We start from the raw sequence: 15,461 nt of genomic DNA, 5'->3' as shown, positions 1-15,461 counted from the left end.
TTGACGGCGTGGCGGGTCCGTTTCATGCACGGCGTCATGAAAAGGACGATGCCGGAACCGGGAGAATGGACGATGGGTGGTGACTGGCAGATCCGGCCGGCCCGGCGGGATGAGGCCGCTCTGTTGCCGGCGGTGGAAGAGGCGTCGGGCACGCTGTTTCGCACCATTCCCGATCTGGCCTGGCTTGCGGATGACGGCGTGATGCCGGCGGAGGCGCATCTGGCGGCCATTGAAGCCGGAACCTGCTGGGTGGCCGCCGATGGGGCGGATATTGCCGGTTTCCTGACCGCCCGTGCGGCGACGGAGGATGGCGATGGCACCGATGCCGGCCGGGCCGTGCTGCATGTGTGGGAGATGTCGGTGGCGCCGGACTATCAGGGCAGGGGGCTGGGCCGGGCGTTTCTGGAACATGCGGCTGCCCATGCCGCAAAGGAGGCCATGGTGGCCGTGACCCTGACGACGTTTCGCGACGTGGCGTGGAATGCGCCGTTCTATGCACGGGCCGGTTTTACGATCCTGCCCGATGCGGCCTTGACGCCGCGCCTGTGGGGCATGCTGGCTGCCGAGGTTGCGCATGGCCTGCCGGCGGCGCGACGGTGCGCCATGCGGCGGCCGGTTGCTTCCGTTTCCTGATCATCTGTTCATCAACCAGGCCATTTCATGGATCGTATCATGCGCATCACCGTTTTCGACATTCAGGCCATGAAGGAGTCCGGGCAGCGGATTGCCATGCTGACGGCCTATGACCACCCATCCGCCGCGCTGGCCGAGCGGGCGGAGGTGCCGATGCTGCTGGTTGGGGATTCGCTGGGGATGGTGGTCCATGGGGCCGACACCACCCTGCCGGTTACGCTGGACGACATGATCCGCCATGCGCGGGCCGTGGTACGCGGCAGCAGCCGGGCGCTGGTGGTGGCCGACCTGCCGTTCCTGACCTATGCGACGGAGGGCGACGCCATCGCCTCGGCCCGGCGGGTGATGCAGGAGGCCGGGGTGCAGGCGCTGAAGCTGGAAGGCGGGATCTCCATCGCCCCGACGGTGCGGCGGCTGACCGAACTGGGCGTGCCGGTGATGGGGCATCTGGGCCTGACGCCCCAGGCGCAGCACACGCTGGGCCTGCGGGTGCAGGCGCGGCAGGCGGAGGCGGCGCGGCGGCTGGTGGAGGATGCGCTGGCGCTGCAGGATGCCGGGGCCTTTGCCCTGGTGCTGGAACTGGTGCCGGCGCCATTGGCGGCGGCGGTGACGCGGCGGCTGCGCATTCCGGTCATTGGCATCGGCGCCGGGGCGGGGTGCGACGGGCAGGTGCAGGTCTGGCACGATCTGCTGGGCCTGTTTCCCGGCAAGTCGCCGCGCCATGCCAAGCGGTATGCCGATATCGGCACGGCGATCGAGGAGGCGTTGCGGGCCTATGTGGGCGATGTGCGGTCTGGCGCCTTTCCCACCGTGGCGCAGAGCAGTGGCATGGACCCGGAGGAACTATCCCGCGCGCTTGGGGGCTGAAGCGGCCGCGCGAGCCCGCTCCAATGTCCGCGCGACGGTGAACAGTTCGCCGATCAGGCGCGAGGCCGCCTGTTCGCGCGGGGCGAGCAGGGAGATGACCATGCGCACGCTGCAATCGCTGATCGGCAGCACGCGCACGCCGCGCCGCCCGCCATATTCGCTGGCCGCGATCACGCCCACGCCCAGCCCGGCCGCAACGGCTTCCACCATCGCCTCGCGCCCGTCCACCGTCAGGGTGGGGGTGCAACTGATCGCGTGGCGTTGCAGCTCGCCGGCCAGCAGGCGTTGGGTGGCGGAGCGGGGTTCACGAAAGATCATGCCGCGTTTGGCCAGAATGGAAAACGACACGCTCTTGCGGGCGGCAAGGTCGGACTGTTTGTGGACCAGCGCGATCAGCGTGTCCGCGCGCAGCGTCTGCGCGTGCAGCCGCGCATCGACCGCCGCCGCCGCCGTGACCGCGACATCGACCGAGGCCGTATGCAGCCGTTCGAGGCAGGTATCGGCGTTGGCGATGGCCAGGGTGATGCCGATATTGGGGTGACGTGCGCGAAAGGCGGCGATCAGGGACACTGCCAGGTCCGGCGCGTCGGACACCATGGACAGGGTGCCGAATTCCAGTGCCGCCGCCTGGGACAGCAGGGCTGCCGCCTGGCGTTCGGCCTCGAAGATCGGCTGGATGACGGCCAGCAGCCGGCGGCCGAATTCGGTCGGTTCGACCGTTCGTCCGCGCCGATGGAACAGCACGCAGCCATAATCCTGTTCCAGGCGGCGAACCTGGTCGGAGATCGCGGGCTGGGTCAGCCCCAGCGCCGAGGCAGCGGCGGAGAAGCCGCCATGGGTCGCGACCGCCTGCACCGCCCGCAACTGCACGTATTGCATGTCGCTGATCCATAAATTCGATCGATAGGATGATCGTTATTATCGATTTTATTGTGCTTCCGCCAGCGCGTTATGGTGCCTGTGTCGAATGCGGAGCGGGGCGCATGGCGGGGCATTTTTCCATCGAGGCGGTTATCTTCGACTGGGCTGGAACGCTGGTCGATTTCGGATCGTTCGCGCCCATGGCGGCGTTTGTCGAAACCTTTGCCGGATTTGGCCTTTCGATCGACATCGAGGAAGCACGGCGCCCGATGGGGCTGGCCAAGCGCCCGCATGTCGCCGCCCTGCTCAACCAGCCGCGCATCGCCGCCGCCTGGGCGGAGATGTATGGCCATGCACCGGGCGATGTGGTGATCGATCGGGTTTACGAGGCTTTTGTCCCCCGCAACATCGCGGTGGCGGCGCGCCACGCGGTGTTGATCCCCGGTGCCGCGGAGTGTGTCGCGGAACTGCGCCGGCGCGGGCTGCGGATCGGATCGACCACCGGCTACACGCGCGAGATCATGGAGGAAATCCTGCCCGTCGCCCGCAATCAGGGGGTTGAGGTGGATTGTCTGGTCTGTGCCGGTGAGACGCAAACCGGCCGTCCGGGCCCGTTGATGCTGTGGAGGAACATGATCGCGCTGAATGTCTGGCCGGCCTGGCGGGCGGTGAAGGTCGATGACACGATCGTCGGCGTTGCCGAAGGGCGGAATGCCGGGGCGTGGAGCGTCGGGGTTGCGGTCTCGGGCAATGTGTTCGGCTGCACCGAGGAGCAGATCGCGGCCATGTCGCCCGATGAGTTCGCCGCCCGGCGCGAGCGTGCCCGCGCCGTGTTGCTGGAAGCCGGGGCGCATGAGGTGATCGACGGCGTGGCCGACCTGCCCGCCGTGGTGGAACGGCTGGATGCGCGGTTGGCGGCCGGCGAGCGGCCCGATACCGAGTTGCGGACCTTTCCATGACCGCCGGATACGACCTTGCCATTGTCGGTGCCGGCATTTGCGGCCTGGCCCATGCGCTGATTGCCGCCCGCCGGGGGCGGCGCGTGATCGTCATCGATCGGGACCTGGCCGCCAATGGGGCCTCGATCCGTAATTTCGGGTTCATTACCGTCACCGGGCAGGAACGCGGCCGTTCCTGGGGGCATGCGCGGCGCAGCCGCGACATCTGGGCCGAGATCGCGCCCGATGCCGGAATTGCGGTGCATCAGCGGGGCTTGCTGGTGCTGGGGCGCCGGCCGGAGACCATGGCGGTACTGGAAGCCTTTCGTCGGGACGAGATGGGCGCGGGCTGTACGCTGCTGAGCCGCGAGGCGCTGTCGGCATGGCCGGGGCTGCGCGGCGAGGCCATGCTGGGCGCGCTCTATTCGCCCCATGAATTGCGGGTGGAATCGCATGAGGCCATTCCGCGTCTGGCGCGCTGGCTGGAGGAACGGCACGGGGTGACGTTCCTGCGCGGGGCAAGCGTCTTTTCCGTGGCGCCTCCGCGCCTGGAGACCAGTCGGGGCACGATCCATGCCGATGCGGCCATTGTCTGCCCCGGCGACGATTTCCACACGCTGTTTCCCGACCGTATCCGGCCCCACGGCCTGACCCGCTGCAAGCTGCAGATGATGCGCCTGGCGCCCGGTGGCATCGATGCCGCGCAGCCGGCGGTGATGTCTGACCTCGGCGTCGGGCGGTATCGCGGCTACCACCATCTCGCGGGTCATGCGGCGTTGATGGCGCGGCTGGAGGCGGAGCAGCTGGATTATCTGGCGGCGGGGATTCACCTGATTGCAGTGCGGGCCGCCGATGGCAGTCAGATCGTGGGGGATTCCCATGTCTATGCCGACCAGCCGGACCCGTTTTCGGACGAACGGGTCGATGATCTGATCCTGTCAGAACATGCTTGCGTCCATCGGGCGACACCGCCCGTGGTGTCGCGCTGGACCGGCACCTATGCCAGTGGCCCCGAGACCATGCTGATGGAGCGGATATCGGACAGTGTGCGGCTGGTGATCGTCAGCAGCGGCACGGGGGCCAGCACTTCGTTCGGCATCGCCGAGGAGACGCTGGCCGATCTGTGGGGGTAGAGGGCGGGATGCGCGTCACTCGGCCTGCGGTGACAGGCGGCCCGTACGGGACAGCAGGACCAGCACCACGCCCAGCAGGCTGATTCCCAGGCCGGCGGCGGAGACCATCGGATATCCGAACCCCAGGGACAGGACGGCCCCGCCCAGGGCCGCGCCCAGCGCGTTGCCCAGATTGAAGGCGCCGATATTGACCGACGAGGCCAGGCCCGGCGCGTCGTGCGCGGCCTGCATGGTGCGCATCTGCAGAGCCGGCATCAGGGAGAAACTGGCGACGCCCCACAGCAGGACCCCGATCAGCGCCCCGGCCGGCGTCTGCGCCGCGAAGGGAAAGGCCAGCATGATCAGGCCGAGGATCGGGAAGAACACCAGCAGCGTGCCGGCCAGCGACCGGTCTGCCGCGCGGCCGCCGATGGCGTTGCCGATACTGAAGCCGACGCCGATCAGCATCAGCGCGATCGTCGTCAGGGTCGGCCCCGCGTGGGTGATATGCTCCAGCATCGGCACGATATAGGTATAGAGTTCGAACATCGCCCCGGCGCCGATCACCGTGACGCCCAGCGCCATCAGCACGTTCGGGCGCATGATGGCCTTCATCTCGGCCGCCGCGTCCGGCCTGGGGCCGGCCTCGGCCAATGGCAGGGCGAGGGACAGCGCCGCCGCCGCGACTATCCCCAGCACAGAAATGGCGGCGAATGCGCTGCGCCAGCCCAGCGTGTCACCCAGCCAGGTTGCCGCCGGCACGCCGAAGATATTGGCGACGGTCAGGCCCATGAACATGCTGGCGACCGCACTGGCCTGGCGGTTGGCCGCGACCAGGCTTGCCGCCTCCACCGCCCCCAGCCCGAAGAACGCCCCGTGTGCCATGCTGGTCAGGACGCGCGACAGCAGCAACTGCATGTAGTCGCCGCTGACGGAGGAGGTCAGGTTGCCGATCGCATACAGGATCATCAGCCCGATCAGCGCATATTTGCGCGGATAGCGCGCCAGAAACAGGGTGACGAACGGCGCGCCGCCCATCACGCCGAAGGCATAGGCGCTGATCAGGCTGCCTGCCTTGGGCACGCTGACATGGACTCCGTCTGCCAGGACGGGCAGCAGCCCCATGGGGGTGAATTCGGTCACTCCGATTGCGAAAGCCCCGCAGGCCAGGGACAACAGCGCAAGACCGGACGAACCATTGGCTTTCGACAACGGGCTTTTCTCCTACAGGATGGGGATTTCAAAGATCCGGGCGCGATCGGCCCTTGTTCGTTTTGCGGTGTGAATGATTTCTTTGCGCAACAAATCTGCCGTATGCATCGGGCAGCGATCATGAAACCATGCGTCGGTCCTCGGTTTTCCCGTCAGCCGCAGGGCCCTGAGCTGGGTGTTCGCGAAGAGTTCAATCATTGCGAACATCTGTACGCTGTCTGCCGCAATGGATCAACGAATGGCTTTTGCGTGCCTCTACCAGCGATAGGCGAGACGGCGCGGCCGGGGGGCCAGGAGCAGGCGACGGAGCGGGTGCAGATCGCGACATAATGGCGATCGGCGATGTTGGTGCCGTTGAACTGGATGGACGTGCGCCGGTAATCGACATGGGCGACGAGGTACCAGACCACCTGGCTTGGCACCGCGAAGGTCTCGGGCAGGGCGCCGGCCGTGTTGCCGGTATAGCGCACGCCGCCGCCGATGCCGGAGATTGGTGGTGAGGTGGAAATCGCGCTTCAGGAACAGCGAGGCCAATGATGTTCTGGGGGGCTGCCCGATGGGCGTTGTGGTCTTGGTGGCGGCGGTGCCGTTCCGGGCCAGCAGCGCGCGGCGTGTGCCGGAGACCTCGATTTCCTCGGTTGTCGCCTTATGCTTGCCGTGGGCATAGGGCTTTGCGTCATGAGGGTGATGGCGCAGCTTGTCGTGAGGGAGCGGTTGGTCGGGGACGGAGGATGCGGAGGCGGTGGTGCCCACGAACAGCAGCAGGGCGGAGGCAAGAAAAAGGGCCTGTCTGGCATGGGAAAGGGAAGGGGGCATGGTCCACCATCAGCGTTGATGGGCCTCACTTGGGGTTATTGAGAATAATTATGCCGATCGCGATCGCGATCGCCTTGTCCGGTCAGGCCAGCGCCTCGGCGACCGCTGCCTGCGCGTGCAGCGCGGTGGTATCGAAGAGGGGAACGGGGCTGTCTTCAGGGCGCACCAGCAGCATGATTTCGGTGCAGCCGAGGATGATCGCTTCGGCGCCGTCTTCGACGAGTCGGGCAATGATCTCGCGGTATATGGCACGGGAGGCCGGGCTGATCGTTCCGGCCACCAGCTCTTCATAAATGATCCTGTGCACCTCGGCGCGGTCCTGCGCGCCGGGCACAATGACATCCAGGCCGTGACGTCCGGACAGGCGGTCCTTATAGAATGCCTGCTCCATCGTGAAGGCGGTGCCCAGCAGGCCCACCTTCCGGAACCCGGCCGCCTTGATATGTGCGGCTGTCGGATCGGCGATGTGCAGCAGGGGGATGCGGACCGCCGCCTGAATGTCGGGTGCCATCCGGTGCATGGTGTTGGTGCAGATCAGCAGCATGTCCGCACCGGTGGCTTCGAGGCGCCGGGCGGCATCGACCATGCGGGCGGTCAGGCCCTCCCAGTCGTTCCGATGCTGCAAGGCTTCGATCTCGGAGAAATCGAACGACCATAGCAGGCAGCGGGCAGATGCTGTCGGGCCCAGGCGGTCCCGCACGCCCTGGTTCAGGATACGATAATATTCCGCCGAGCTTTCCCAGCTCATGCCGCCAATCAGGCCAATCATCCGCATGGTGCCTCCGAGGATCAGGTCTTTCCGTTCCTTATCGCGAATGGACTCAGGGCGAAACGGCGGCTTGTGACCCCTGACGGTGCGGGGCGCAGGCGTTGCGTGCCGTGTTGAGGCAGATCATGCTGTCGGAAAAGGTGTGGGAAGGATGGGCGATGGAAATCCTGCCTGTGGCCGAAAGGTATATCGAGGCTTACGCGACCATGCGGACGGCATTGTGGCCGTCCGAGACGATTGCCCGGCATCGAGGGGACATTGAAGAGGCCCTGGCATCTTCAAGTGTCGACCATGTGGCCTTTCTGGCGGTTGCCGGAGGAGATGCGTGCGTTGGTTTCGTGGAGGCTGCGCTGAGGCATGATTATGTGAATGGGTGCACGACGTCGCCCGTTGCTTTTGTCGAAGGCCTCTATGTGTGCCCGGACATGCGCCGAAACGGCGTGGCGCGTCGGCTGATTGACCAGGTCGTCGCGTGGGCGCGGGCATGCGGATGTTCGGAAATCGCGTCGGACGCTGATGCCGGTAATATGGACAGCCACGCGGTGCACGAGGCGCTTGGATTTTGTGAAACCGAACGAGTCGTCTTCTTCCGGCGCGAGTTGCACTGAGACCTGTCGGAACGGTTCAGAGCCGAAAAGCCCCATTGCATGGAAGATACGGAAGGCGATCGAAGCGTGTTGCTCTCGCGTGCGTGATGCGTCATAGCCCTGCCGCTATGAACAACCGTGAACGACGCCCGATGGAAGGCCGCATGACCATGGACCGTAAGACACAGCGGAACACGGGCACGCGGCTGATGGCGGCCGGTTCCGCCGGGGTTTGCATGAGTGTGGCCCTGTTGTTGGCGGCCGGCCCTGTGCGGGCTGAACCGACGGGTCAGGCGGCGCAGGCCGCGCCGCGCCGGCCGGCGGCTGTGAAGTCGGTGCCGCATCCGGCCAGCCCGGCATCCGAGGCGGTCGAGGTCAGCGGTATCCGTCGCGCCTTTACCCATGAAGCCGCACAGCATCTGCCCGATGCCGATACGCGCGTGACGGCGGAGCGGTTGACCGAACGGGGCGTGGTGGATCTGCGCGGGCTGGAATATGTGGCGCCGAACCTGACGGTGCAGACGATCAACGGTACTGCCTCGACCAATTTCTATCTGCGCGGCCTGGGCTTCAACGATTTTACCCAGAACAATATGGGGCCGGTCGTGACCTATGTGGACGACGTGGCCTATCCCTATTCGACCATGGCCTCCGGGCTGATGTTCGACATGGCGGACGTGACCGTGACTCCAGGCCCGGTTGGCACCCAGCATGGCCAGTCGGCCACCGGTGGCGAGGTGATGCTGCGGACGAACGACCCGACCGATACGTTCCATTATGGTGCCAGCGAGGATATTGCCTCCTACGCGCGCAGCCGCAGCGATGCCTATGTCTCGGGGCCGATCGCTCACGGGCTGAGCTTCCGCCTTGCCGGGCAGGTGCGGCAGGGGGGCGGCTGGCAGACCAATCCGCTGAATGGCGCCCATCTGGGCGATGCCGATAGCTGGGCGCTGCGGGCGAAATTGAAATGGACGCCGGATGAGCGGACGACGGTGATGCTGTCGGGCCATGTGGTGCGCGACCAGAGCGAGGTGGTGGGGGGCATGCCCATTGCGCGCCTGATCGGCTCGGCGCCGATCCCGCATCTGGGCTGGACGCAGACGGAATGGTCGGCGAAGGACGCGTTTACCAACGTGATCGGGCGCCAGAACGGGTTGAAGCCCAGCGAGAATAACTGGTTCTGGGGCGCGGACCTGCATGTTGCCCATGATTTCGGCCCCGTCGCCCTGACCGCGATCAGCGCCTTCGAGACTGAGCGGGAGGCCGAGTTCACCGATCAGGACGCGACGGCGGCGGCGCAGGCGGATGCCTATCGCACCGTTGCGGCCAACAGTTTTACGCAGGAAGTGCGGCTGGCGAGCACGCACGCCGAAGACAGGCTGCAATGGGTGGTCGGCGCGTATTACCAGCGCTCGCGCATGAATCAGGCCTTTCCGTTCGACTATACGGATTACCTGCCGGCCCGTGGCTATATGCAGGTCTCCACCTTCGGCCTGAATCAGGAGGCCACGTCGCAGTTCGGCCATGTCAGCTACCGCCTGCCGCGGAATGTGACGCTGTTCGTGGGCCTGCTGCATGAGATCGACGACCGGGCGATCACCGGGCTGACCTCGCGGATCTATGGCGGGCGCACGCTGGATTTCCACGGCGAGAGCACGGCGGCGGCGCAGTTCGCGGGGCAGGTGGGCGTGTCGTGGCAGGCGACGCGCAATGTCCTGCTCTATTACAAGATGAGCAAGGGCTTCAAACCCGGCGGGTTTACCGCCAACAATACGCAGGTCCAGGCGCAGCTCGATCCCTTCAGGCCCGAAACCGTACTGACCTATGAGCTGGGGCTGAAGAGCGACCCGATCCCCAACGTGCTGCGGATCAATGCCGCCGCGTTCTACAACGATTTTCACAACCAGCAGATTCTCGGCACGATCCTGATTCCGAATTACGGACCGCTGAGCCAGTTGACCAATGTGCCGAAATCCGAAAGCTGGGGGTTCGAGGGCACAATCGACCTGCACCCGTTCCGCCATCTGTTCCTCACCCAGAATTTCGGCTGGCAGCGGGGCATTTTCCAGAATTTCCCGACCGTCAACCGCGCGAAGACGAATGCCTATTACGCGCGGAATGGCGTGTGGAAGGCGATCACCGACAATTTCTCGGGTGTGGATAACGGGCAGCCGAAGCTGACGCTGAACGGGCAGCTCGACTGGCGGCAGGCGGTCAGCCCCCATTATGCGGTCGAGTTCGGGCCCAACTGGGTCTATCGCGGTGCGCAGGCCATGACGCCGGGCGGGACGGGGTTCTATCGCCTGCCGCCTTATTTCCTGCTCGGCGCGCATGTCACGTTCCGGCCCGCGTCGGACCGCTGGCTGGTCACGGTCTATGCGTCGAACATCCTGAACCGGCAGTATTTCACCTCCGGCGGGCAGGCGACGACGACCTATCTCTATATTCCCGGTTCGCCGCGCTTTATCGGTGGGAGGGTGTCCTGCGGGTTCTGAGAGGCTTGACCATCGGGCGGCGGCGTCGGCCGCTGCTGCCGCTGCATTTCTCAAACCCTATTTTCGTGCGCTGCGCGCCTCGTCCAGTTGGTGCGTATCCGCGGCGGTCAGATCCAGCTCGTAGAGGCCGCGCAGGACCTTGATGCGCTCAATCTGAGAGATTGATTCTATTCATCAATTTTGAGGAGAATGGCGGACTCGAAAGGATTCGAACCTTCGACCTTCGCCTTCGGAGGGCGACGCTCTATCCAGCTGAGCTACGAGTCCAGTGACGCCTCCATACCTCGAACCGTTTCGGGGCGCCAGCCCTGTCGGGCAATTATTTGCCGGCGAGGTGGTCCAGCGGCGCGAGGATGGGGGGTGGGGTGTCGCTGCCGTCGTGGGGCAAAGCCTGCCATACGGCGGCAGCGATGTCGCCGCCCGAGGGCAGGGGGCGGTTGGGATCGGTGATCCATTGCGCGATGTCGGCGATCGTGGCCTGGCGGCTGCGGCCGCGCAGCAGCAGGTGATAGCCCTGCGGGATATAGTCGCGGCGCATGTCGGCGGGCAGGTGGCGCCACAGGGTGGCCATGGCGGGCGGGGGCACGAGCTGGTCGTGGCCGCCATAGATCACCAGGGCCGGGCCGCGCAGATGCGGGGCGGCGTCGGCGGCCTGGCGCATCAGGGCGGCCAGGCCGGCGACGGCCTGCATGCGGGTGGCGTGCAGGGTCAGCGGGTCGAAATAGAGGCGGCGCATTGCCGTCATGTCGTCGCCAGCCACGACATGGACCGGCAGTTCGTGGCCCGTCAGGCGCCAGTCGGGCGCCGTGGCGGCCAGCAGGCGCAGCACGGTTTCGGGGCCGACCCCCAGTTTCCAGACCGCCGGGGCCAGCAGGATGGTGCCGGTCACGGGAGGTGCGTCCGGGCGGGCCATCAGGCAGGTGAGGACCGCGCCGCCCATGCTTTCGCCCAGCAGATAGAGCGGCACGCCGGGGTGGCGGCGGGCGATGATCAGGGCCTCGTCGCGTGCATCGGCCACCATGCGGTCGGCACCGGCCCACTGGCCGCGATCTTTCATGCCGCCGAAGCCGCGCAGGTCGGGGGCGTAGAGGGTGATGCCCTGGGCGGCGAGCGTGGGGGCGGCGAATTCCCACGCGTCGCGGCTGTCGTCGAATCCATGCAGTGCCAGCATGACGGCCCGGACCTGCCCGCGTGCGGGCCAGATTCGGATGGGGGCCCCGGTGCCATCGGGCAGGTGCAGGATCGTGTCGGGTGGCACCAGACGGCCATCCGCCGCCCAGGCGGCGGGCGGGTGTGGGGGCGGTGGGTCCTGCATCGTGCATCCGGCCAGCAGCAGGAGTGGGGCCAGATAGCGCAGGCGTGACAGGCGGAGGTTTGAAAGCACGGTGATCCTGCGTATCATCCCCCATCCATCCTGACCACCGGCCGACAGGGCCATCATCACGAGGCGGAGCGAACATATGCAGGTCCAGACCCTTCCGGCCCAATCCGGCGATCCGGTCCCCCATCCGCGCCTCGGCCATGTCGAAACGGTGATCGTGCAGTCGCGGGTCCTGTCCTGCGATGGTGGGCTGGGGGCGCTGGGCCATCCGCGCGTGTGGCTGCGCATCGCCGGACACCAGACCTTCTGCCCCTATTGCTCGCGCCTGTTCGTGCTGAGCCCCGATGCCGGGGAAGACACCGCGCACTGACCAGACCTCCCATGTCCAGCGACGCCCCGATTCACCTGATCCTCGTTGACGGATCGGGGTTCATCTTCCGTGCCTTCCATGCCCTGCCGCCGATGACCGCGCCCGACGGGACGCCGGTCAACGCCGTCTTCGGCTTTACCAACATGCTGGCGCGCCTGCTGCGCGACCATGTGGGCACGCATCTGGCGGTCATTTTCGATGCGGGGCGCCTGACCTTCCGCAACGAACTCTATGACCAGTACAAGGCCCACCGGCCCGAACCGCCCGAGGATCTGCGCCCGCAATTCGCCCTGGTGCGCGACGCTACCTTGGCTTTCGGCGTGCCGGGGATCGAGGAAGCGGGATGGGAGGCCGACGATCTGATCGCGGCCTATGCCCGCCGCGTGACCGATGCCGGCGGGCGCTGCACCATCGTCTCGTCCGACAAGGACCTGATGCAACTGATCCGTCCGGGTGTGGAGATGCAGGACCCGATCCGCCAGAAGCCCATCGGGCCGGCGGAGGTCGAGGCGAAATTCGGCGTGACACCCGACAAGGTGATCGACGTGCAGGCGCTGATCGGCGATTCGGTCGATAACGTGCCGGGCGTGCCGGGGATCGGGCCCAAGACGGCCTCGGCGCTGATTGCGGAATACGGGTCGCTGGATGCGATCCTGGAGGCCGCGCCCACGATGAAAGCCTCGAAGCGGCGCGACAATCTGATCGAGCATGCGGAACGCGCGCGCCTGTCGCGCGAACTGGTGACGCTGCGCGAGGATGCGCCGTGCCCGCTGCCGCTGGAGGAACTGGTCTGCCGCGCGCCGGATGAGGCGCAACTGGGTGCCTGGCTGACGCGGATGGGTTTCCGCTCGCTGGTGCATCGGATGGGGCTGAAGGAAACGGCGGCGGCGGTCGGTGTGGCCAGCCATGCTCCGTCTGTGGCCGTTGCCGGTGCGGACGCGGCGCCGGCCGAGGCGCCGGTGGCGCCTGATCGCGCGGCTTTCGGCCCCTATGAGACCGTGCGCACGGCCGAGGCGCTGGAAGCCTGGGTTGCGGAGGCGCGCCGGGTAGGCTTCTGCGCCGTCGATACCGAGACCGATGGACTGGACCCGCTGCATGCCGGGCTGATCGGGATTTCGCTGGCGGTGGCGCCGGGGCGGTCCTGCTATATTCCGCTGGCGCATGAGGGCGCGCCGGCACAGGCGCAGCTTCTGCCCGAGGAGGGGGTGGAAGAGGACCCCGTTGGCCTCCAGATGCCGGTGGCCACCGCGCTGGAGATCCTGGGGCCGCTGTTCATCGACCCGTCGGTGCTGAAGATCTTCCAGAATGCCAAGTTCGACCTGCTGGTGCTGACCCGCGCCGGGGCGCCGCAGGCGACGCCGATCGACGACACCATGTTGATTTCCTACGCCCAGTATGCCGGGCGGCATGGGCAGGGCATGGACGAATTGTCGCGGCTGTATCTGGGCCATACGCCGATTTCCTATGACGAGGTGACGGGCACCGGGCGCAACCGCATTCCGTTCGCGCGGGTCGATGTGGCGCGGGCCACGGCCTATGCGGCCGAGGATACGGACGTGACGCTGCGGCTGTGGCTGGTGCTGCATCCGACCCTGCGGTCCAACCGGGCGCTGGCGCTCTATGAGGAGCTGGAGCGGCCGCTGGTGGCCGTGCTGGCCGACATGGAGCGGGCCGGGATCGCGGTCGACGTGACCGAACTGCGGCGCCTGTCGGCCGATTTTGCGGCGCGCATGGGCGAGATGGAGGTGGAGATCCATCGTCTGGCCGGCCGGTCGTTCAATGTCGGCTCGCCCAAGCAATTGGGCGAGATCCTGTTCGACGAAATGGGGCTGGCCGGCGGCAAGCGGATGAAATCGGGTGCCTGGGGCACCGATTCCTCCGTATTGCAGGATCTGGCGGACCAGGGGCATGAGCTGCCGGGGCGCATTCTCGCCTGGCGGCAACTGGCCAAGCTGAAATCGACTTATGCCGACGCGCTGGTGGGCCAGGCCGATCCGGGGACGGAGCGGGTGCATACCTCGTTCCAGATGGCCATCACCTCGACCGGCCGCCTGTCGTCCAACGAGCCGAATCTGCAGAATATTCCCATCCGCACCGAGGAAGGGGGGCGCATCCGCCGCGCCTTTGTCGCGGCGCCGGGCCATGTGCTGCTGTCGGCGGATTATTCGCAGATCGAATTGCGGCTGCTCGCCCATGTGGCGAACATTCCCGCCCTGCGCGAGGCCTTTGCGCTGGGGCAGGATATTCATGCCCGTACGGCGTCCGAAGTGTTCGGCCTGCCGATCGAGGGCATGGACCCGTTGACGCGTAGGCGGGCCAAGGCGATCAATTTCGGCATCATCTACGGTATCAGCGCCTTCGGGCTGGGACGGCAGCTTGGCATCCCGCCGGGCGAGGCGCGGTCGTATATCGACGCCTATTTCGCCCGCTATCCGGAGATCCGCGACTATATGGACCGGATGAAGGAAGAGGCGAAGGCGAACGGTTACGTCACCACCCCGTTCGGCCGGCGCTGCTGGGTGCCGGGCATCGGCGACCGCAATGCGGCCCGCCGGTCCTATGCCGAGCGGCAGGCGATCAACGCGCCGTTGCAGGGCGGGGCGGCCGACATCATCAAGCGCGCGATGGTACGCCTGCCGCGTGCGCTGGCCGATGCCGGGCTTGACGGACGGCTGCTGCTTCAGGTCCATGACGAACTTGTGTTCGAGGTACGGCAGGGCCAGGAGGGCGACCTGTCGGCACTCGTGAAACAGGTGATGGAATCCGCCGCCGATCTGTCGGTGAAGCTGGTGGTGGAGACCGGGACCGGAACGAACTGGGCGGACGCACATTGATGCAGGAACGGGACAAGCGCCGGCTGGCGATCGGGGCGGTCATCGCCGTGCTTTCGGCCGCGGGGGGCTATGCGGGCTATTGGGCGATGGATCGCGCAGGGCCGCTGCTGTCCACCCATGGCAACGAGATCGGCGGGTCGTTCCGGCTGGTCAGCGCGGCCGAGGGCGAGGTGTCGGACAGCAATTTCCGGGGCCGCTGGATGCTGGTCTATTTCGGCTACACCCACTGCCCCGACGAGCAATGCGGCGCGACGCTGCGGGCGATGGCGGGCGCGATGGACCTGCTGGGGCCGCGCCACCGGTTTGTGGCGCCGCTGTTCATCTCGCTGGACCCGATGCGTGACACCGCCGAGGCGATGCGGGCCTATACGCTGCGGTTCGGGCCGCGCATCTTCGCCATGACCGGTGCGCCGACCATGCTCAAGGCCGTCACCGCCGAATATCATGCGCCCTATGTGCGCCATGAGGGCAAGGATGGCGATTACAGCATGGAGCCGTCGCCGCGCATCGTCATCATGTCGCCCGAAGGGCGCTATGCCGGGACGATCCAGTCCGATGCTTCGGCCCAGGAGATGGCCGATCGTCTGAACGGTCTCATGGCGGCGCAATAGGTGGGGAGCCGCTCTCGCTCCCCAGCGCAGCTTTC

The 15,461-nt window shown here is 66.6% G+C and carries 15 protein-coding genes and 1 tRNA gene; 9 read left to right on the top strand and 7 right to left on the bottom strand.

Going from position 1 to position 15,461, the window contains the following annotated elements:
- Positions 1-48 precede the first annotated feature (48 nt).
- Together HLH36_RS03530 and panB are read left to right on the top strand one after the other, a co-directional pair.
- Positions 49-633: a GNAT family N-acetyltransferase gene (locus HLH36_RS03530; protein ID WP_246376397.1), complete on the top strand. Its 585-nt coding sequence runs from the start codon at positions 49-51 to the stop codon at positions 631-633.
- A 39-nt stretch (positions 634-672) separates the two neighbouring features.
- Positions 673-1,500: a 3-methyl-2-oxobutanoate hydroxymethyltransferase gene (panB, locus tag HLH36_RS03525; protein ID WP_182985090.1), complete on the top strand. Its 828-nt coding sequence runs from the start codon at positions 673-675 to the stop codon at positions 1,498-1,500.
- Here panB and HLH36_RS03520 read toward each other — a convergent pair.
- Positions 1,477-2,379, bottom strand: coding sequence for a LysR substrate-binding domain-containing protein (locus tag HLH36_RS03520; RefSeq protein WP_182985089.1), 903 nt, complete (start codon positions 2,377-2,379; stop codon positions 1,477-1,479). The genes panB and HLH36_RS03520 overlap by 24 nt on opposite strands.
- A 104-nt stretch (positions 2,380-2,483) precedes the next feature.
- Between HLH36_RS03520 and phnX the strand changes: the two genes are divergently transcribed.
- Entirely contained in the window at positions 2,484-3,320 is an 837-nt protein-coding gene (phnX, locus tag HLH36_RS03515) for a phosphonoacetaldehyde hydrolase (protein ID WP_182985088.1), read from the top strand.
- Positions 3,317-4,432 (top strand): TIGR03364 family FAD-dependent oxidoreductase, encoded by a 1,116-nt coding sequence (locus HLH36_RS03510; RefSeq protein ID WP_182985087.1) that lies wholly within the window; start codon positions 3,317-3,319, stop codon positions 4,430-4,432. Before phnX ends, HLH36_RS03510 begins: the two co-directional genes overlap by 4 nt.
- Positions 4,433-4,447: 15 nt before the next feature.
- Here the strand turns inward: HLH36_RS03510 and HLH36_RS03505 are convergent, their stop codons facing one another.
- From HLH36_RS03505 to HLH36_RS03490, 4 genes are all read right to left on the bottom strand, one after another.
- Positions 4,448-5,623: an MFS transporter gene (locus HLH36_RS03505; protein WP_182985086.1), complete on the bottom strand. Its 1,176-nt coding sequence runs from the start codon at positions 5,621-5,623 to the stop codon at positions 4,448-4,450.
- 12 nt (positions 5,624-5,635) lie between these two features.
- Entirely contained in the window at positions 5,636-5,821 is a 186-nt protein-coding gene (locus HLH36_RS03500; protein WP_182985085.1) for a hypothetical protein, read from the bottom strand.
- Positions 5,818-6,093: a hypothetical protein gene (locus HLH36_RS03495; RefSeq protein ID WP_246376396.1), complete on the bottom strand. Its 276-nt coding sequence runs from the start codon at positions 6,091-6,093 to the stop codon at positions 5,818-5,820. The genes HLH36_RS03500 and HLH36_RS03495 overlap by 4 nt, the downstream gene beginning before the upstream one ends.
- A 428-nt stretch (positions 6,094-6,521) precedes the next feature.
- Positions 6,522-7,208: an aspartate/glutamate racemase family protein gene (locus tag HLH36_RS03490; RefSeq protein ID WP_246376394.1), complete on the bottom strand. Its 687-nt coding sequence runs from the start codon at positions 7,206-7,208 to the stop codon at positions 6,522-6,524.
- Between the two features lie 158 nt (positions 7,209-7,366).
- Here HLH36_RS03490 and aac(6') point away from each other — a divergent pair, with 158 nt between their 5' ends.
- Both aac(6') and HLH36_RS03480 read left to right on the top strand, forming a co-directional pair.
- Positions 7,367-7,816: an aminoglycoside 6'-N-acetyltransferase gene (aac(6'), locus tag HLH36_RS03485; protein ID WP_182985359.1), complete on the top strand. Its 450-nt coding sequence runs from the start codon at positions 7,367-7,369 to the stop codon at positions 7,814-7,816.
- A gap of 188 nt (positions 7,817-8,004) precedes the next feature.
- Positions 8,005-10,290 (top strand): TonB-dependent receptor, encoded by a 2,286-nt coding sequence (locus HLH36_RS03480; RefSeq protein WP_408871846.1) that lies wholly within the window; start codon positions 8,005-8,007, stop codon positions 10,288-10,290.
- A gap of 190 nt (positions 10,291-10,480) precedes the next feature.
- Here the strand turns inward: HLH36_RS03480 and HLH36_RS03475 are convergent.
- Both HLH36_RS03475 and HLH36_RS03470 read right to left on the bottom strand, forming a co-directional pair.
- A tRNA-Arg gene (locus HLH36_RS03475) sits at positions 10,481-10,557 on the bottom strand.
- A gap of 52 nt (positions 10,558-10,609) precedes the next feature.
- Positions 10,610-11,692, bottom strand: coding sequence for an alpha/beta fold hydrolase (locus HLH36_RS03470; protein ID WP_182985083.1), 1,083 nt, complete (start codon positions 11,690-11,692; stop codon positions 10,610-10,612).
- A 58-nt stretch (positions 11,693-11,750) separates the two neighbouring features.
- Between HLH36_RS03470 and HLH36_RS03465 the strand changes: the two genes are divergently transcribed.
- Genes HLH36_RS03465 through HLH36_RS03455 form a run of 3 tightly spaced genes read left to right on the top strand, consistent with a single transcriptional unit; the run spans position 11,751 to position 15,426 of the window.
- The gene (locus HLH36_RS03465; RefSeq protein WP_182968366.1) at positions 11,751-11,981 is read left to right on the top strand and encodes a zinc-finger domain-containing protein; all 231 of its coding nucleotides are present in this window, start codon (positions 11,751-11,753) and stop codon (positions 11,979-11,981) included.
- Positions 11,982-11,992: 11 nt separating this feature from the next.
- Positions 11,993-14,815, top strand: a complete 2,823-nt coding sequence (gene polA / locus HLH36_RS03460) for a DNA polymerase I (protein WP_182985082.1) — start codon at positions 11,993-11,995, stop codon at positions 14,813-14,815.
- Positions 14,815-15,426 (top strand): SCO family protein, encoded by a 612-nt coding sequence (locus tag HLH36_RS03455; RefSeq protein WP_182977443.1) that lies wholly within the window; start codon positions 14,815-14,817, stop codon positions 15,424-15,426. Before polA ends, HLH36_RS03455 begins: the two co-directional genes overlap by 1 nt.
- Positions 15,427-15,461 lie beyond the last annotated feature (35 nt).

It is taken from the genome of Gluconacetobacter aggeris (assembly GCF_014174395.1).
Lineage (GTDB): Bacteria > Pseudomonadota > Alphaproteobacteria > Acetobacterales > Acetobacteraceae > Gluconacetobacter > Gluconacetobacter aggeris.
Note: the sequence above shows the minus strand (reverse complement) of the source record. Positions and strands in the feature narration are given on the sequence as shown.